A 17715-nucleotide genomic window follows, 5' to 3' on the forward strand; every position below is an offset into this window, starting at 1 on the left:
AAACACAAATATCTTATTTTTATACGTTTTCACCTGCTGCCCAGCCGCTCGCCCAGGCCCACTGGAAGTTGTACCCGCCGAGCCAGCCCGTGACGTCCACCGCCTCGCCGATCACGAAGAGGCCCGGCACTTCCTTCGCCATCAGGCTTTGCTGCGAGAGCGAGTCCGTGTCCACGCCGCCCAACGTCACCTCGGCCTTGGCATAGCCTTCGGTGGTCGAGGGCGTCAGCGTCCAGGCCTTGAGCAGATTGGCCAGCGCGATCAGCGCGCGGTCCTGCAGATCGGCCATCCGGAGGCCCGGCAGGTGCCGCTCGGCCAGGGCCTGGGCCAGCCGCGTCGGCAGGAATTCCCCGAGCACCGTCCTGGGCTCCGCCTTCGGCCGCGCGCGCTTGGCGGCCAGCAGGAGCGCGGTCGCGTCCTGGCCGGGCAAAAGGTCCAGCGTGACCGCCTCGCCCTCGCGCCAGTAGGAGCTGACCTGGAGGATCGCCGGACCGGAGAGGCCGCGATGGGTGAAGAGCATCGCCTCCGGAAACTTCGCCTTCCCCGCCCTGGCGATCACCGGCAGCGAGACGCCCGCCAGGGGCTGCATGAGCGCGAGCTGCTCGCCGCCGAAGGCCAGCGGCACCAGGGCCGGCCGGCGCTCGACCAGCTTCAGGCCGAAGCGCTGCGCCACGTCATAGGCGAAGCCGGTCGCGCCCATCTTCGGGATGGAGAGCCCGCCCGTCGCCAGGACCAGCGATTTCGCCGTGAAGATTCCGCGGCCGGTCGCGACGCGGAACTCCGTGTCGCGCGCGATGTCGGTCACGCGGGTGTCGACCCGAAGCTCCACGCCGGCGGCCTGGGCTTCGGCCAGCAGCATCGCCACGACCTGCCGCGCCGAGCCGTCGCAGAAGAGCTGGCCCAGCGTCTTCTCGTGCCAGGCGATGCGGTGCTTCTCGATCAGGGCGAGAAAATCGCGCGCGGTGTAGCGGGACAAGGCCGACCGCGCGAAATGCGGGTTGGCGGAGAGAAACCGCTCCGGCCGGATGTCGCGGTTGGTGAAGTTGCAGCGCCCGCCGCCGGAGATGAGGATCTTCTTCCCGGGCTCCTCGGCATGGTCGATCAGCAGCACCCGCCGCCCCCGCTGGCCGGCCCGGATGGCGCACATCAGCCCGGCCGCGCCGGCGCCGATCACCAGGACGTCATGGGACGCCACTCAGCGATCCGGTCGCGACTGGCTGCTTCTGCCCGGCGCGCGAACGACGGCCCGACGGTGCCTCCGCACCGTCAGAGCCCGTGCGAGACCCGCCGGGTGTTGGAGGCGCGCAGGTTGCGCAGCCGCGCCAGCGCCCAGAGCGGGAAGATGCGCCGGTAGCCGTGGTAGCGCAGGTAGAAGACGCGCGGGAACCCGGTGCCCGTGTAGTCCTCCTCGGGCCAGTCGCCGTCGGGCTTCTGCCGGCTGGTGAGCCAATCCGCGCCGCGCTGCACGGCGGGGTGGTCCGCCTCGCCGGCGGCCATCAGCGCCAGGATCGCCCAGGCCGTCTGGCTCGCGGAGCTCGGCGCGTGCTGCTGCGTGTCGGGGCGCGTGCCGCCGCGGGTCGGGTAGCTCATGCCGTCCTCGCCCCAGCCGCCATCCTCGTTCTGCCGCTCGACGAGCCAGGCGACGGCGCGGCGCATGGCCTGGTGCCCGTGCGGCAGACCCGCCGCGTTCAGCGCCGTCAGCGCCGACCAGGTGCCGTAGACGTAGTTCACGCCCCAGCGGCCGTACCAGGAGCCGTCGGCCTCCTGCTCGCGCAGCAGGTACTCGATGGCGTGCCTGGAGGCCGCCTCCTCGCCGCGGCCGAGCTGCGCCAGCATGGCGAGGCAGCGGCCCGAGACGTCGGAGGTCGGCGGGTCGAGCAGCGCGCCATGGTCGGCGAAGGGGATGTGGTTCAGGTAGTGGAAGGTGTTGTCGGCGTCGAAGGCGCCCCAGCCGCCGCCCTTGGACTGCATGCCCACCGTCCAGTCCGTGGCGCGCCGGATGGCCGGGTCATACCCCTTGTCGTCGCCGGCCTCCTTCCGGAAGCGGTCCATGGCGAGCACCACCACGGCGGTGTCGTCGACATCGGGGTAGTGCGCGTTCTCGTACTGGAAGGCCCAGCCGCCCGGCTTGAGGTTCGGCCGCTGCCAGGACCAGTCGCCCTGGACGTCCGTGATCTCCTTGGTCAGCAGCCAGTCGAGCCCGCGCGCGACGGCCGAGCGCTCCTCGCCGCCGCCGGCCTCGAGCAGCGCGTGGCTGACCAGCGCCGTGTCCCAGACCGGGGAGAGGCAGGGCTGGACATAGGTCTCGTCGCCCCGCTCCTGCACCAGCTTCTCGATGGAGGACCAGGCCGTGAGCAGCCGCGGATCGTCCTCGGCCACGCCCATGCAGTGGTACATCAGCACCGTATTGGCCATGGCCGGGTAGATGGCGCCCAGCCCGTCCTCGCCGTTCAGCCGCTCCGTGACGAAGCGCTCGCAGGCGGCTTCCGCGCGCGCGCGGTGGGTGCGCGGGAAGAGCGTGCGGGCGCGGTGCAGCGCGCCGTCCAGCCCCTTGAAGAGCGAGGCCCAGGGCTCGGCCTGGTGGGCGCCGCCGGGCCAGTCCTTCACCTGCTCGGGGGGCGTGGCGAAGAGCTCGTCGATGGTCGCGCCGGTCGGGTTCTGCGCCCGGGGCTGGCGCGCGATCACCACGGTCAGCGGGATCAGCACGGTGCGGGCCCAGTAGCTGATCTTGCTGACGTGGAAGGGGAACCAGCGCGGCAGCAGCATGATCTCGGGCGGCATCATCGGCACGGCGCGCCAGGGCACCGCGCCGAACAGCGCGAGCGCGGCCCGGGTGAAGACGTTGCTGCGCTCGGCCCCGCCGGCGGCGAGGATCGCCTTGCGGGCGGCGACCATGTGCGGCGCGTCGGCGGGATCGCCGATCAGCTTCAGCGCGAGATACGCCTTCACCGAGCAGGAGATGTCGAGCGGCCCGCCATGGAAGAGCGGCCAGCCGCCGCCGCAATTGCCGAGCTGGTCGGACTGCACGCGGCGCAGGTAGCGGCCGATGCGCGCCTCCTTCTCCGGCTGGATGCGGCCGAAGAAGTGGTGGAGCATCACGTATTCGGCGGGGATGGTGCAATCCGCCTCGAGCTCGAAAACCCAATGCCCATCGGCGCGTTGATGCGCGAGCAGATGCTGCGCCGCGGCGGCGACGGCCTGCTCGAGCGTCTCGTTGTCCGGCCCCTGCGAATCCAGGCTGGGCGAGCCTCCCTGAGAGGCCGAGGCGGCGCTCCCGGGCAGGTTCGGCATGATGTTCAACGCGGCATACCCCTTGTTTCCGCATGAGCGGGATGGCCGGGGGCGCGAAGGCGCCGAAGGTCTAAATCCCGCGGTAGATCAAAAGAACTGGAACGCCAGCCGGAATGGATAGGCCATTTGGGCCCCGAACCGGAAGGGCGCGGGAAGTTGTATCTGGGCTGTGTCATTCGCGCGACAGTGGTTCCCCCTTCCAGAGCCCGCCCTTCCCCGCCCATTCGGCCCGGGCGGAGTCGAGGGTGAAGGCGAGATAGGTCGTCGCGACCAGCGGCAGCGCCAGCCCGCGCAGGGGCGAAAGGCCGAAGCGCATCAGCATCGGCGCATAGGCCAGCGCCATGGCGGCCCAGGCGAGCAGGCCCAGCGCGCGCGCCCAGCCCTCGCCGAAGATCGCGAGCAGCGGCGGCGCGAGGTAGACGAGGCTCAGCGCCGCCACCATGCCGAGCAGGATCAGCGGGTTGTAGAGAAGCTGCGCATAGGCGGTGCGGACGACCATGGCGCGGATCGTGCCGAGGTCGTCATAGGCGCGCAGCGAGCGCACCCGTTCGGTCAGCCCAAGCCAGATCCGGGAGCCGTTGCCTTTGGCCACCCTATTCAGACCTCCGCGCCCTTCGGCGCTCCGGTCATCGGGTGGCGCCTTCATCAGGGCCGCCAGCGCGCAGTCGTCGATGATGCGCCCCTTGATCGGCAGCAGCCCGCCGCGCGCCTCGAAGGCCGCGCGGCGCAGCAGCACGCAGCCGCCGGCGGCCGCGGCGGTGCGCGCCCTGGGGTCGTTCGACCAGCGGAAGGGGTAGAGCATCTGGAAGAAGAAGACGAAGGCCGGAATCAGCCAGCGCTCGGCCGCGCTCTCGCAGCGCAGCCGCGCCATGAGGGAGACGAGGTCGCGGTCGTCGGCGATGGCGCGGGCGACAAGGCGGCGCAGGCTGTCGGGGGAATGGGCGATGTCGGCATCGGTGAAGAGCAGGTATTCGTGCGCCTCGCCGGCAACCGCCTGAAGTCCCTGCTGCAGCGCATAGAGCTTGCCCGACCAGCCCGGCGCCTTGCCCGTGCCGGTGACGACCAGCAGCCGCTCGTCGCCCGCGCCGCGCGCGAGGTCGCCCGTGCCGTCCGAGCTGCGGTCGTCCACCACGACGATGCGGAGGGGGCCGGGATAATCCTGCGCCGTCAGCCCGCGGACCGTGGCCGCGATGGTCTCCGCCTCGTTGCGCGCCGGCACGATGGCGCAGACCGCCGGCCAGTGATCCGGCCCGGGCAATCCCTCCGCATCGGAATCGTCGTCGCGCGCGAGCCAGAAGAAGCCGCGGCCGAGGAGCAGCACCGCCCAGGCGAGGCAGGCCGCCAGTGCGAGAAACATCACCGGCGCAGCATCCCCACGCTCTCGTACCAGTGGATGGCGTCCATCACACCCTCCTGCCAGGGGCGCGCGGAAAAGCCGAGCACGCGTCGCGCCTTCTCGGCCGAGAAGAACATGTGGTGTCCGGCCATGCGCAGCCCGTCGATCGTCAGCATGGGCTCCCGGCCCGTCGCGCGCGCCACGACCTGCGAGATGACCGCGAGCGGGTAGAGCGGCGCGCGCGGCAGGCGGAAGGGCCGGCGATGCCCGCATTCGAGGGCGATGAACTCCAGCATCTGCGCCAGCGTCACGTCCTGGCCGCCGAGGATGTGCCGCTCGCCGATGGCGCCATGGTCGAGCGCCGCCACGCAGCCCGCCGCGCAATCCGTGACATGCACGAGGTTCAGCCCGGTCTCGACATAGGCCGGCATCTTGCCCCGCGCCGCCTCCAGGATGACGCGGCCAGTGGGCGTCGGCCGGCGGTCGTAGGGGCCGATCGGCGTGGAGGGATTCACGATCACGGCCGGCAGCCCCTCGCGCTTCACCAGGGATTCCACCAGCCGCTCGGCCTCGGTCTTGCTCGCCTTGTAGGGGCCGATCGCCTCCTCCGGCGCGGCGAAATCCTCCTCCGTGGCGGGAGTGCCGTCGGCCCGCGGCTTCAGCGTCGCGACCGAGGAGACATGCACGATTCGCGGCACGCCCGCCTTCAGCGCCGCCATCATGACCGCCTCGGTCCCGCCGACATTGGTCGCCCGCATCCGGGCCGGATCCGGCACGAATATCCTATAATCGGCCGCTGCATGGATTACTCCACCCACTCCAGCCATGGCGTAGGAGAGGCTTTGCCCGTCCGTGATGGTGCCGAGCGCGTAGGAAATATCGAGCCCGGCCAGGGACTCCCGCGCCGCCTGCGGGCGGATGAACGCGCGGACGGCATGGCCTTGCGCCAGGACGGCCCGCGCCAGCGAAGCCCCGAGGAAGCCGGTGGCACCTGTGATCAAGATCGTCGTGGGACGCATGGCAGTCTTGTGGCGGACCCCAAAGCCATGGTCCAGATCGCGGAACGCCTTATATGAGCATCATGCAATCCCGACGCCTCTTCCTCCTCGCCCCCGGGCTGCTGGCCCTGGCGACTCCCGCCCTCGCCCAGTCCTCCGGGGCCCAGGCGGCCCCGGCCGACGTGGTGGAGCGCTTCCACACCGCGCTGCTGGGCGTCATGCGTGACGCCCAGCGCCTCGGCGCCCGAGGCCGCTACGAGCGGCTGATGCCCGTCATGAGCCAGGCCTTCGACCTGGCGGCGATGACGCGCATCGCCACCGGCTCCAACTGGACGAGCCTGCCGCCCGACCAGCAGACTGCCCTGTCCGAGGCCTTCACGCGCTGGTCGATCGCGACCTACGCCTCCCGCTTCGACGGCTATTCCGGCGAGACCTTCACCACCATCGGCACCCAAAGCCTGGCGAACGGCGACACGCTGGTCCGCACGCGGCTGAACCGCACGGATGGCGAGCCGGTGGTGCTGTCCTATCTGCTGCGGGGCAATCCGCCGCGCATCGTGGACGTGTACCTGACGGGCACGATCAGCGAGCTCGCCTCGCGCCGCTCGGAGTTCTCGGCGCTCATCCGCGAGGGCGGCGTGCCCCGCGTGATGCACGAGCTGGAAACCCGCACGGCGCGGCTGCTGGCGGCCTAAGGGAGACCCTGCCCGCGCGGGCGCCGATCAGGCGCCACGCGCGGCCCCGGGCGTGCTAGGCTGGGAGCATGGAACCCGCCGAGCCCAGGAACTTCCGGGAGTTCTGGCCCTTCTACGTGGGCGAGCACCTGGACGCCCGAAATCGCTGGCTTCACTTCCTCGGCACCTCGGCGGCGATCGCCTGCCTTCTGGCCGCCGCCTTCACCGGCCAGCCCTGGTGGCTGGCGGCTGCGCTGGTGGCCGGTTACGCGCTGGCCTGGATCGGCCATTTCACCATCGAGCGGAACCGGCCGGCGACCTTCCGCTACCCCCTCTACAGCCTCCTGGGCGACTGGAAGATGTTCGCCCTGATCCTCACCGGCCAGATGGACCGCGAGGTCGCGCGCGTCCGGGCCGAGCGCGCCCGCGAACCATAGTCCCCCGAAGGCCCCTCGGGCCCGTCCTGCACCCCGCTTCCTGAGCTTTCGCGCGGGCCGGCCCGGCCGCCCGGTCATACCCGGTTGCGCGCGCCGGCAGGATCGGCTTTTTTGTCGGTAAGTCTTTGTATTTCTTCAATTTATTGAAGAGGTATACAGCTCTACCGATGAAGAGGTGAAGAGTGGTGCACATATTGGTCCGTGGGTTGCCTTTCGCCCTGGTCCCCTGCCTGGCCGCGGCGCAGACGCAGGAGCCCGCCCCAGCGATCGAGCTCGATCCCATCGTCGTGCAGTCCTCGCGGCTCGAGGCGGCGCGGACCGGCATCGCCCCCGCGCTGGGCGCCAGCGTCACCCGGATCGACCGCGAGACCATCGAGCGGCTGCCCCAGGGCGGCGGCGCCTCGCTCAACCAGGTGCTGCTCCAGGCGCCGGGCGTGGTGCAGGAGGCGCAGGGCGACCTCCATGTCCGCGGCGACCACCGCAACCTGCAGTACCGCATCAACGGCGTGATCATCCCCGAGGCGATCAGCGGCTTCGGCCAGCTCTTCGACGCGCGGGGCATGCGGTCCGTCGAGCTCATCACCGGGGCGCTGCCCGCACAGTTCGGCTATCGGACGGCCGGCATCGTCGACATCACGCTGCGCTCCGGCGCGCAGGATCCCGGCGGCACGGCGAGCCTCTACGGCGGCAGCTTCGGTCAGTTCCAGCCGAGCCTGGCCTATGGCTCCGCGGTCGGGCCCTTCGAGTACTACGTCACCGGCAGCTACCTGCGCAGCGACCGCGGCTTCGAGAACCCGACCAGCTCGCCCAACTCCATCCACAACACCACCGAGCAGGTGCGCGGCCTGGTGAACATGGCCTATCTGGTGGACGACCGGACGCGCGTGGCCTTCATAGGCGGCACCAACCAGTCGCGCTTCGAGATCCCCAACATCCCCGGACAGCCGGCGCAGTTCACCGCCTTCGGCCAGAGCAGCTACGACAGCGCGAGCCTGCGCGCCCGGCAATGGCAGCGCTCCAGCTTCGGCGTGCTGGCCCTGCAGCACTCGCGCGACGCGGTGGACCTCCAGCTCTCCGCCTTCGTGCGGCAGACCTCGATCAGCTACGTGCCGGATACGGTGGGCGAGCTGATCCTCTCCGGCGTCGCGGCCGAGACGCGCAAGCGCAACTATTCCGCCGGCCTCCAGGGCGACGCGTCCTGGCGCGTCGCCGAGGCGCACACGCTGCGCGCCGGCTTCTTCGCCTCCGCCGACATCACGCGCAACATCGCCAACAGCACGGTGCTGCCGGTGAACGCGCAGGGCCAGGCCTTCGATGCGCCCTTCACCATCCAGGAGCGCGGGCGGATCGAGGGCCAGCTCTACGGCATCTACGCCCAGGACGAGTGGCGGCTGACCGACGAGCTCACGCTGAACTACGGCGCGCGCTTCGACGTGATGAACCAGCAGGTGAATGCGTCGCAGCTCAGCCCGCGCGCGAACCTCGTCTGGCGGCCCACGGAGGCCACGACCATCTCGGCCGGCTATGCGCGCTACTTCACGCCGCCGCCCTCGGAGCTGCTGACCAATCCCGCGCTGTCCCGCTACGTCGGCACCACCCTGGCGCCCGAGGTGCTGCAGGCCAGCCCGCCCCGGCCCGAGCGCGCGCACTACTTCAACCTCGGCATCCGCCAGCGCATCGGCGAGAGCCTCACCCTGGGCGGCGAGGCCTTCTACCGCTCGGTCCGCGACATGCAGGACCTCGGCCAGTTCGGCAGCGCCTATATCTTCTCGCCCTACAACTACCGCGAAGGCCGGGTCTTCGGCACGGAACTGTCGGCGCAATGGCGCCGCGGCCCGATGCTGCTCTACGGCAACCTGACCCTCTCCCGCTCCGAAGGACGCGGCCTCGTCTCCAACCAGTACTTCTGGAGCACCGCCGAACTCGCGCAGGTGCAGAAAAAGTTCGTCCGCACGGACCATGACCAGCTCATCACCGGCTCGGCCGGCGTGGCCTACAACGTCTGGGAGGGCGGCAACGTCTCCTCGACGCTGGTCTATGGCAGCGGCATGCGGCGCGGCTTCGCCAACAGCGGGGTGGTGACGCCCTATGTCACGGTGAACCTCGGGCTGAGCCAGGAATTCACCATCGCCGGCGGCGGCAAATGGACCGCGCGGCTCGACGTGCTGAACCTCTTCGACCGCAGCTACCAGCTCCGCGACGGCACCGGCATCGGCGTCGGCGCCCCGCAATACGGCATGCGCCGCGGCATCTTCGCCGGCCTGTCCCGCGCCCTCTGAAGGACCATCCAGATGACCGAAGCCCATGATTTTTCCCTGGTCGCGCTGTTCCTGCAGGCCGACCTCGTGGTGAAGGCGGTGATGCTGGCCCTGGCCGCCGCGAGCCTCGCCGTCTGGACCATTCTGCTCGACAAGACCTTCCGGCTCCGGCGGCTGCGGCGCGACATGGCGGCCTTCGATGCCGCCGGACGCGCGGGGCACGGGCAGGCCCTGGAGAGGGGCCTTGGCCGGGAGGTGCTGCAGGCCGGCGCCGCGCTGCGCTTCGATCCCGACGAGGACCGTCTCACCCGCAAGGAACGCCTGCGCGAGACCATGCGCCTCGCCCTCGGCGACGCGATGCGGCCACTGGAGACCGGTCTGCCCTTCCTGGCGACGGTCGGCTCTTCCGGCCCCTTCATCGGCCTCTTCGGCACGGTCTGGGGGATCATGAACAGCTTCACGGCCATCGCGCGCTCGAACAACACCAGCTTGGCCGTGGTGGCGCCGGGCATCGCCGAGGCGCTGCTCGCCACGGCCATCGGCCTGGCCGCCGCGATCCCGGCGGTCATGGCCTACAACCGCTTCGTCGTGGCCGGCGCGCGGCTGCGCGGCGACGGGCAGGCGGCCATCGCCCGTCTCGCCGACGCGCTCAGCGAGGCGCGCCGCGCGCCCGTCCCGGCGGGGGACTGAGCCATGGCCATGACGGGATTGCCGCAAGGCGATGACGAGGCGGGCGCCCTGCCCCTCTCCGAGATCAACGTGACGCCCTTCGTGGACGTGATGCTCGTGCTGCTGATCGTCTTCATGGTGGCGGCGCCGCTCATGCTCTCCGCGGTGCCGGTGCAGCTGCCCAGCGCCGCCGCCGCGCCGGCGACGCCGCCCACCGAGCCCATCGTCCTCACCCTCGACCGGGAGGGCCGCGCCTTCCTGCGCGACGAGCCCGTCGAGGCCGGCGCCCTAACGGCACGGATGCGCCTGCTGGCGGCCGGCGGCACCGACCGCACCGTGCAGGTCCGCGCCGATCGCGGCCTCGCCTATGGCGACGTGCTGGCGGCGATGGGCGCGGTCTCCGCCGCCGGCTTTTCCCGGGTCGCGCTGCTCGCCGAACAGCCGCCGCGCTGATGTTCGACGCGGCCCTCGTCTCCCCCGGCAGCCCGCCCGTCGCGGCGGCCCCGAAACGGGGTCCGGCGATCCATCCGGCCGCGCTGGCAGGCGCGCTGCTGCTGCACCTCGCGGGCTTCGGACTGCTGGTCTGGGCCGCCGCCTCGCGCGAGCCCCGGCGCGCGGAGGAACCGCCGGCGATCGAGCTGACGCTGGAGACGGTGGCCGCCGAGGCTCCCGCGCCCGAGGCTCCACCGGCCGAGCCGGAGCCTCCCCCGGAAGTACCGCTGCCGGAACCCGAGCCGCCCCCGCCGGTCGAACCGCCGCCGCCCGAGCCACCCCCGCCCGAGCCACCGCCGCCGATCCGCGCCGAGGCCGTCGCGCCCCCGCCACCACCCGCGCCGCGTCCGCGGCCGCCGCAGCCTCCCCGCGAACGCCGGCCCGCGCCCGCAGCACCCAGCACGGCGCCGCCGGCTGCCGCGCCGGCACCTGTGGCGGCTGCGCCGGTCGCGCCCTCCGGCCCGCCCGTCTTCACCAATGCCCGCTTCCGCCGGACACCCACGCCGCCGGACTATCCGATGGTCGCCCGCGAGCGCGGGATCACCGGCACGGCCCTCATCCGCGCCCTGGTCGGCACAGACGGCGAGACGAAGGAGGTGCGCCTGCACCGGTCGAGCGGGAACGAAGCCCTGGACAGCGCCGCGCTCGCCGCCGTCCGCCGCTGGTCCTTCGAGCCCTCGACCCGCGACGGCCAGCGGATCGAATCCTGGATCGAGGTGCCGATCCGCTTCCAGCTGCGGTAGGGTCCGGCGGCGGCCTATTGCGCCGCCGGACCCACCACCTCGAAGAAGCGGTTCTTCAACGCCTTCTGGTTCTCGTAGATCGAGCCCTGGAGGCCCGCCGGCGGCAAGGGCAGCCGCACCGGCACGGCGGCCAGCCGCGGCGCGAGGCCGGGCGTGCCGGCGACCATCAGCTCATCATAGGCCGCGAGCCCGTCCGGGAAGCCCAGCAGCGGCCAGGCATCGGCGGCGCGGAACTGGAACAGCATCAGCCGCCGGTCCCGGTTGGAGAGATTCGGCGCCGAGCCATGCACCGCCCGCACATGGTGCACGGTGATGGAGCCCGCCCGCCCGGTCAGCGGCACGGCGGCGGCGTAGTCGACCTCCTTCTTCGCGGGATCCATGGCGCCGCAGAACGCCCCGTCGGCGTGGTGATCGTAGACCGGCCCCTTGTGGGTGCCGGGGATGATCATCAGCGGGCCGTTCTCCAGCGCCATGTCGTCCATCATCACGCCGACGGCGGCGAGGTCGTCATTGGTGTGGGGATAGAAGGCCCAGTCCTGGTGCCACTCCACCGCCGCGCCGAAGCCGGCCGACTTCATGTTGAGCTTGGCCGTGTCGAAGCGGATGTCCGGGCCCCAGAGGTCCTGCAGCACCTCGACGATCCGCGGGTGGCGCACCAGCCGGGCATAGGCCTCATGATGCAGGTGCGGCGCCTTGATGCGGCGGACGCGCGGCATGCGCGGCGTGTGCGTGTCCTCGAGATCGTAGATCGCATCATGCGTCGTCACGGCGCGGGCGCGCTCGACGAAGCCGTCGGTGACGCGGCGGAGCTCCGCCACCTCCTCCGGCGTCAGCACGTCCGGCACCACGATGGCGCCGACCTCCTCATAGGCGCGTTTCTGCTCTTCCGTCAGGATAGGCATTCGTTTCCTCCTATCGGTACCAGCGCCGCGCCGACCGTGCCGCGGCACGCATGGAATCCTGCGGGCTCTGCCCCCCGCTCACGACGCGGGCGAACATGTCCACGACCACCCAGTTCTCGTGCACCGCCCCCATGGCGGCGCCGATCGGGCCGGCGAAGCCCTCGTAATAGGGCGTGTCCATGGCGTTGCGGAACACCGCCAGCTTGGGGTCGGAGGTCCAGACCGCGCTGTCCGCATAGGCCTTCAGCGGCTGCGACCAGTAGCCGAGGCAGGCGGTGAGCCAGGCATCATATTGCGGCGCTTCCATCATGAAGCGGATGTATTCCCGCGCCGCATTCGGCGCGCGGGTGAAGCGCGGCACCATGGCGTTCAGGGTCAGCGCCGTCTCCGGCGCCTTCGGTGCCGCGCCGTGCGGCATTTCCGCGTGGTCGGTGTCGGCGGCGAGCTGGCGCTTGACCTCCTCGTCCGAGGTCTTCAGCGCGAAGTAGATGGAGACGCCGTTCTGCGTCAGGCCGAGCTGCCCGGCGACGAAGGCACTGTTGTTGGAGGCGCCGTTCCACGCCATCGTGCCCTGCACCATCGTCTCCTGCATGGCCCGGGCGAAATCCAGCGCGCGTAGCGTCTCCGGGCTTTCCAGGGCGACCTTGCCCTCCTCGTCCACCAGCCTCGCGCCATGCGACCAGAGCAGCCAGTTGGCGTAGCCGGGCGCGTCGCCCGGCGCGTGGCTGAGGGCGAAGCCGCAGGGCAGGCCGACGCGCTTCAACCCCTGGCAGAGCCTGAGGAACTCGCCGAGGTCATTGGGAATCTGCGTGAAGCCGGCCTGCTGCACCGCGCTGCGGCGGAAGACACAGGGGCCGGTGGTGCCGCCCATGGGCAGGCCGAGCCAGGCGCTGGACTTCCACTTGCGGCCGTAGAGCAGAGCCGTGTCGTACCAGCCGCCATATTTCGCGCCGAGATAATCAGCGAGGTCGGTCAGCTCCAGGACCTTGTCCTCGAAGAGATGCGGATCGGCACCGAAGCCGATGATCACGTCGGCGCCCTGGCCGACATTGAAGGCCGAGGCGATCTGCACCGGCATGTCCGGCCAGTTCACGTAGTCGACCCGCACCTCGATGCCCGTGGCCCGGGTGAATTTCCGGGTGTTCTCGTTGAAGAGCACCTCGTCGGGCTCGATGTACTTGGCGGGCCGCAGCACCCGCAGCCGGGCGCCGGATTCCAGCGGATATCGGGGGGCCGGCACCTCCGCGGCGCGGATCTGCGCCCGCGCCGTCCCCGCCCCGGCCAGCAGACCAGGGCCAAGCGTCAGCGCCCCGCGGCGCCGCATGGTGATGTCCCGCATCCTTTCCTCCCGTCGCGTGGGTTGGCCCCACTGCGGGAAAGACTAGCCATGCCAGGCCCCCGGCGTCGACGCCGATCCGCTTCCAGCTTCGCTGGAACCTGAAACTTGTTGATTTTACATGGAAATTTTGATAGGAAGGCCCGGATCAGGGGATGCATTGCGCCCGCCTTCCCGCCCGGAAAGGAGGGTTTGTCCGAAAACCGCTCCGCGAATGCCCCAAATTACGAAAAAGAACCGGATCGGTCAGTAGCGCGCCCCCGGCGGCATGTTACGCGCCCAGGCCGGATCCGGCTCGCCGACCGACGGCGCCGTGATGGTGATGCCCGGCAGCTGCGCCGGCGTCGCGGCGGGGGTTCCCGGCATGGCGGTCGGCGTCGCCGCCCCGCCGGAGGAATCCGCGCCTGGGTCGTCCAGCGGCACGATCGTCTCGGCCTCGCCGCCGGTGCGCCCGAGCTCGGCGTCGCGGCGCTGGCGGGTGACGCTGCGCAGGCGGGCGTAGAAGTCGAGGCTGTCGGTCCGCAGCGCGTCCAGCGTCTCGATGTTCTCGGCACGCAGATCGATCCCGCTCAGCGCGCCGCGGCCCACGCCGATGATATGCGCCGTGGCGGTCGAGAAGATGGAGCCCGTCAGCAGCCCGATCGGGTTGGACACGGCATCGACCCCGTCGCCGATCGCGTCGCGGACCACGGTGGGGCCCATGACGGGCAGCATCAGGAAGGGGCCGTCCGGCACGCCCCAGGCATGGAGCGTCTGGCCAAAATCGCCGGAGCGGCGCGTGAGCCCGTTGGGCGTCGCGATGTCGAAGAAGCCGAGGCCGCCGCCCACCGTGTTGATGTAGAAGCGCATCAGCGTGTGGCCGGCATCCAGGAAGCGGAACTGCAGGATGTTGTTCGCGAAGACCACGGGCTCGTTGAGGTTGCTGAGGAAGTTGCGGATGGCGGTGCGCATGCCGTCCGGCAGGGTGTCGCGATAGGCCGCGGCCGCGGGGCGGATGGCCGCGTCGTCGAGCGCGACGTTGAAGTCGAAGATCTGGCGGTTGGTCGCTTCCCAGGGGTCGCGAGGATCGGTGGCCGGCTGGTTGCCGGCGCAGGCACCGAGGGCGAGGGCAGAGGCCAGGAGCAGGGCAGAGGCGGTTCGTTTCACGGCCGGGACACTACCGCAGCCTCCGCGGCTGCGCGATATGACGCTTGTGACTTGGTTTGCGATCCCTTTCCTGCTTCTGGCGCTGGCCGGCACCGGCCAGGCGCTGGCCGCGCGCCGCGCCCTCCGCCGCCTCGCCGCGACGCCGGCGCCGACCGGACCGGCACTGGCCGCCAGCGTGCTGAAGCCGCTGCACGGGGACGAGACGGGGCTGGGGCGCAACCTCGCGGCGACGCTGGGCCAGGCGCATGCGGCGCCCTGGGAGGTGCTCTTCGGCACCGCCGATCCGGCCGACGCGGCCCGGCCGGTCGCCGAATCGGCGATGGCGGCGAGCCCGACGCAAGCGCGCTTCCTCGCCGGCGGGGCGGTGCTGGGCGCCAACCGCAAGGTCTCGCAGCTGGTCCACCTGGCGGCGGAGGCGCGGAATCCCGCCCTGGTCGTCGCCGATGCCGACATGCGCTGCCCGCCCGACTGGCTGACGGCGGTGACGGCGCCGCTGGCCGATCCCGCGATAGGCCTCGTCACCTGCCTCTATCGCGGCGAGGCGGCGGATGGCGGGGTCTGGTCGCGACTCGCGGCGCTCGGGATCGACTGGCACTTCCTTCCGAACGCGGCGCTGGGCGAGGGCCTGGGCAAGGCGCAGGGCTGCTACGGCGCGACCATGGCGCTGCGGCGGGACACGCTGGAGCGGATCGGCGGCTTCGAGCCCCTTCTGCCGCTGCTGGCCGACGATCACGCGCTGGGCGCGGCGGTGCGGAAGCTGGGGCTTGATGTCGAGGTCTCGCCGGTCATCCCGGTGCATGTGATGCACGAACCCAGCCTGGGCGCGCTCTGGGCGCATGAACTGCGCTGGGCGCGGACGCTGCGGCTGCTGAATTTTCCGGGATTCCTCGGCCTCGGGCTGACGCATCCGCTGCCCTGGGCGCTGGCGGCGCTCGCCCTCGCGCCAGGGGGATGGACGCTCGGCGTGCTGGCCCTGGCGCTGGCCGCGCGATGGGCGCTGGCCGCCGGCGTGGATTCCACGCTGGGCGTGGCCGGCGGCTGGCGGCGCTGGGCCTGGCTGCCGGTGCGCGACCTGCTCTCCTTCGCCATCTGGGTGACCGCCCTGGCACGCGGCGAGGTGGTCTGGCGCGACCGCCGCTACCGCATCGGACCCAATGGAGAAATGGTCGAGGACATCAGGTGAGGCGCCTGATCCTCAACGCCGACGACCTCGGCCTCGCCGCCGAGACCAATGAGGGCATCGAGCGCGCGCACCGCGAAGGCGTGCTGACCGCGGCCAGCCTGATGACGGGCGAGGCCGGCTTCGAGGAAGGCGTGCGGGTCGCCCGCGCCAATCCGGGCCTCGCGGTCGGGCTGCACCTCACGCTCACCGACGGCGTGCCCACCCTGCCCGCCTCGCGCATCCCGGCGCTGACCCAGAAGAACGGCCGCTTCCGCGACGACATGGCCGGGATGGGGCTGACGCTCGCGGTCTCGCACGAGGCCCGCGCCGAGCTGGCGGCCGAGGTCGCCGCGCAGATGGCGCGCTTCACCGCGACCGGCCTCGCCTGCGACCACGTGAACGCGCACAAGCACTATCATCTCCACCCCAACATCGCCGCCGCGCTGATCCGCGCCGCCGCCGAGGCCGGGGTGCGCTGCCTGCGGCTGCCCTGGGAACCGGGATCACTCGTCCGCTCCGTCGAGCCGGACGCGCCCGGTACGGGCGAATGGGCCATCCGCCCCTGGTGCCGCGTGCTGCGCCGCCATGCCGCGAAGCGCGGCCTCGTCGCGCCGGACCGCGTCGTCGGCCTCGCCTGGTCCGGCCACTTCACCGCCGACCGCCTGCTCGGCGTGCTGCCGCACCTGCCGGAGGGCGTGACGGAGCTCTACTTCCACCCCGCCACCGCCGGCGGCTTTTCCGGTGGCGCCGAGGGCTACGACTATGCCGGGGAGCTCGCCGCCCTCACCGATCCGCGCGTCGCCGAGGCGCTGGCCGGCACCACGCGCGGCGGCTATGCGGCCATGCTCTTGCCGAACGCCGCCTGACGTCCCAGGAAGGCCCGGTGAGCCCGCTTCCCATCCGCGAGGAGATTCCGCGCGTCGCCCTCGTCACCGGGGGCGCGAAGCGGCTCGGCCGTGCCATCGCGCTGGCCCTGGCCGAGGCGGGCTTCGACCTCGCCATCCACTACAACAGCTCCGCCGGGGACGCCGAGGCGCTGGCCGGCGACATCGCCCGGCTCGGCCGGCGCTGCGTCGCCTTCCAGGCCGATCTCATGCGGGAGGCCGAGGTCGCCGCCCTGCTGCCTCGCGTGCGCGAGGCGCTCGGCCCGGTCGGCGTTCTCGTCAACAACGCCAGCACCTTCGAGCGCGACGAATGGGACGACGCCACCCGCGAGGGCTGGGACCGGCACATCGAGCCCAATCTCCGCGCGCCCTTCGTCCTCATGCAGGATTTCGCCCGCGCCCTGCCGCCGGAGGCCGAGGGCGTGGTGGTCAACATGCTCGACCAGCGGGTGCTCTCGCTGACGCCGCACTTCGTCTCCTACACCGTCTCCAAGGCGGCGTTGTGGGCGCTGACGCAGCAGATGGCGCTGGCGCTCGCGCCGCGCATCCGCGTGAACGGCATCGGCCCCGGCCCGACCCTGCCGAGCCCGCGCCAGACCATGGCCCAGTTCGAGCGGCAATGCGCCTCGGTGCCGCTCAGGCGCGGCACCACGCCGCTGGAGATCGGCGCGGCTGTGGTGGCGCTGGTGGCGCTGCCCTCCGTCACCGGGCAGGTCCTGGCGCTCGACGGCGGCCAGCATCTGCAATGGGCCCCGGGTGGCGGGGCCGGGGGGCTGGTCGAATGAGTGCCGAGGACTATGTTGCGCCGCAACACGCGCTTTGGCGCCCTGGAACCTGATCATGCCCGGCGTCACGCCACCTCCTCCGCTGCCGCAGAACGGCGCCCTCAAGCTTCGCCAGGTCTTCGTCCGCGGCCTCGAGCTGCAGGCCCGGCTCGGCGTCTACGCCCATGAGAAGGTCGGCCCGCAGCGGATCCGCGTGCATATCGATCTCGCGGTGGTGGACGAGAGCGCGGCCATCGGCATCGGGCCGGACGACCTGGCCCGGGTCGTGAACTACGAGCGGGTGGTGCACGCCGCGCGCGAGGCCGTGGCGCGGGGCCATGTCCTGCTGGTGGAGACCCTGGCCGAGACCATCGCCGCCGCCGCCCTGGAGGATCCCCGGGTGCGGACCGCCCGGGTCTCCATCGAGAAACCGGACGCCTTCGCGGACACCGAAACAGTGGGCGTGACGATCGAGCGGACGCGGGAGTAGACTGCCTTCCGACAGGCTTTCCTTCCGTCGGAATGTTCTCCCCCGCGCGGCCGGGATCAAACCGAAAGTCAAGCACGATTTTCTCGAGTCGCGAGAGTCATCCACCGCAGCCTCCAGAAGCTCAGGACGTCTT

General features: G+C 71.4%; 17 protein-coding genes. 10 read left to right on the forward strand and 7 right to left on the reverse strand.

Annotated elements, in window-relative coordinates; genetic code table 11:
- Window positions 1-19: 19 nt before the first annotated feature.
- The 4 genes from AC1ROY_RS14455 to hpnA all read right to left on the reverse strand — a co-directional run bounded on the left by AC1ROY_RS14455 (window position 20) and on the right by hpnA (window position 5628).
- Window positions 20-1195 carry a BaiN/RdsA family NAD(P)/FAD-dependent oxidoreductase gene (locus AC1ROY_RS14455; protein WP_493149542.1) on the reverse strand — a complete coding sequence of 392 codons (1176 nt, stop codon included), beginning with the start codon at window positions 1193-1195 and terminating at the stop codon, window positions 20-22.
- 71 nt (window positions 1196-1266) lie between these two features.
- Window positions 1267-3291, reverse strand: a complete 2025-nt coding sequence (gene shc, locus AC1ROY_RS14460) for a squalene--hopene cyclase (protein WP_493149894.1) — start codon at window positions 3289-3291, stop codon at window positions 1267-1269.
- A gap of 172 nt (window positions 3292-3463) precedes the next feature.
- Entirely contained in the window at window positions 3464-4648 is a 1185-nt protein-coding gene (locus AC1ROY_RS14465; protein ID WP_493149543.1) for a glycosyltransferase, read from the reverse strand.
- The gene (hpnA, locus tag AC1ROY_RS14470; protein ID WP_493149544.1) at window positions 4648-5628 is read right to left on the reverse strand and encodes a hopanoid-associated sugar epimerase; all 981 of its coding nucleotides are present in this window, start codon (window positions 5626-5628) and stop codon (window positions 4648-4650) included. Before hpnA ends, AC1ROY_RS14465 begins: the two co-directional genes overlap by 1 nt.
- 80 nt (window positions 5629-5708) lie before the next feature.
- Between hpnA and AC1ROY_RS14475 the strand changes: the two genes are divergently transcribed.
- From AC1ROY_RS14475 to AC1ROY_RS14500, 6 genes are all read left to right on the forward strand, one after another.
- Entirely contained in the window at window positions 5709-6320 is a 612-nt protein-coding gene (locus tag AC1ROY_RS14475; RefSeq protein ID WP_493149545.1) for an ABC transporter substrate-binding protein, read from the forward strand.
- Window positions 6321-6388: 68 nt separating this feature from the next.
- The gene (locus AC1ROY_RS14480) at window positions 6389-6736 is read left to right on the forward strand and encodes an Mpo1-like protein (protein WP_493149546.1); all 348 of its coding nucleotides are present in this window, start codon (window positions 6389-6391) and stop codon (window positions 6734-6736) included.
- Between the two features lie 185 nt (window positions 6737-6921).
- Entirely contained in the window at window positions 6922-9015 is a 2094-nt protein-coding gene (locus AC1ROY_RS14485; RefSeq protein WP_493149547.1) for a TonB-dependent receptor, read from the forward strand.
- A 12-nt stretch (window positions 9016-9027) separates the two neighbouring features.
- Window positions 9028-9684, forward strand: a complete 657-nt coding sequence (locus AC1ROY_RS14490) for a MotA/TolQ/ExbB proton channel family protein (RefSeq protein WP_493149548.1) — start codon at window positions 9028-9030, stop codon at window positions 9682-9684.
- Between the two features lie 3 nt (window positions 9685-9687).
- The gene (locus tag AC1ROY_RS14495) at window positions 9688-10116 is read left to right on the forward strand and encodes a biopolymer transporter ExbD (protein ID WP_493149549.1); all 429 of its coding nucleotides are present in this window, start codon (window positions 9688-9690) and stop codon (window positions 10114-10116) included.
- Entirely contained in the window at window positions 10116-10898 is a 783-nt protein-coding gene (locus AC1ROY_RS14500; protein ID WP_493149550.1) for an energy transducer TonB, read from the forward strand. The genes AC1ROY_RS14495 and AC1ROY_RS14500 overlap by 1 nt, the downstream gene beginning before the upstream one ends.
- Window positions 10899-10912: 14 nt before the next feature.
- Here the strand turns inward: AC1ROY_RS14500 and AC1ROY_RS14505 are convergent, their stop codons facing one another.
- The 3 genes from AC1ROY_RS14505 to AC1ROY_RS14515 all read right to left on the reverse strand — a co-directional run bounded on the left by AC1ROY_RS14505 (window position 10913) and on the right by AC1ROY_RS14515 (window position 14282).
- On the reverse strand, window positions 10913-11800 hold the full coding sequence (locus AC1ROY_RS14505; RefSeq protein ID WP_493149551.1) for a phytanoyl-CoA dioxygenase family protein: 888 nt from the start codon (window positions 11798-11800) through the stop codon (window positions 10913-10915).
- Between the two features lie 10 nt (window positions 11801-11810).
- Window positions 11811-13139, reverse strand: coding sequence for an ABC transporter substrate-binding protein (locus AC1ROY_RS14510; protein ID WP_493149552.1), 1329 nt, complete (start codon window positions 13137-13139; stop codon window positions 11811-11813).
- 243 nt (window positions 13140-13382) lie between these two features.
- A complete protein-coding gene (locus AC1ROY_RS14515; protein ID WP_493149553.1) occupies window positions 13383-14282 on the reverse strand; it encodes an MlaA family lipoprotein in 900 nt (299 codons plus the stop codon).
- Window positions 14283-14319: 37 nt separating this feature from the next.
- Between AC1ROY_RS14515 and hpnI the strand changes: the two genes are divergently transcribed.
- From hpnI to folB, 4 genes are read left to right on the forward strand one after another with little or no spacing between them, the layout of a single operon-like run.
- The gene (gene hpnI / locus AC1ROY_RS14520; RefSeq protein WP_493149554.1) at window positions 14320-15465 is read left to right on the forward strand and encodes a bacteriohopanetetrol glucosamine biosynthesis glycosyltransferase HpnI; all 1146 of its coding nucleotides are present in this window, start codon (window positions 14320-14322) and stop codon (window positions 15463-15465) included.
- A complete protein-coding gene (gene hpnK, locus AC1ROY_RS14525) occupies window positions 15462-16310 on the forward strand; it encodes a hopanoid biosynthesis-associated protein HpnK (protein ID WP_493149555.1) in 849 nt (282 codons plus the stop codon). The genes hpnI and hpnK overlap by 4 nt, the downstream gene beginning before the upstream one ends.
- Before the next feature lie 17 nt (window positions 16311-16327).
- Window positions 16328-17113, forward strand: coding sequence for an SDR family oxidoreductase (locus AC1ROY_RS14530; protein ID WP_493149556.1), 786 nt, complete (start codon window positions 16328-16330; stop codon window positions 17111-17113).
- Window positions 17114-17168: 55 nt separating this feature from the next.
- Window positions 17169-17582, forward strand: a complete 414-nt coding sequence (gene folB, locus AC1ROY_RS14535) for a dihydroneopterin aldolase (RefSeq protein ID WP_493149557.1) — start codon at window positions 17169-17171, stop codon at window positions 17580-17582.
- The last annotated feature ends 133 nt before the right edge of the window (window positions 17583-17715 follow it).

The sequence above is a fragment of the Roseococcus sp. GW821-FHT12F05 genome, from assembly GCF_058806835.1.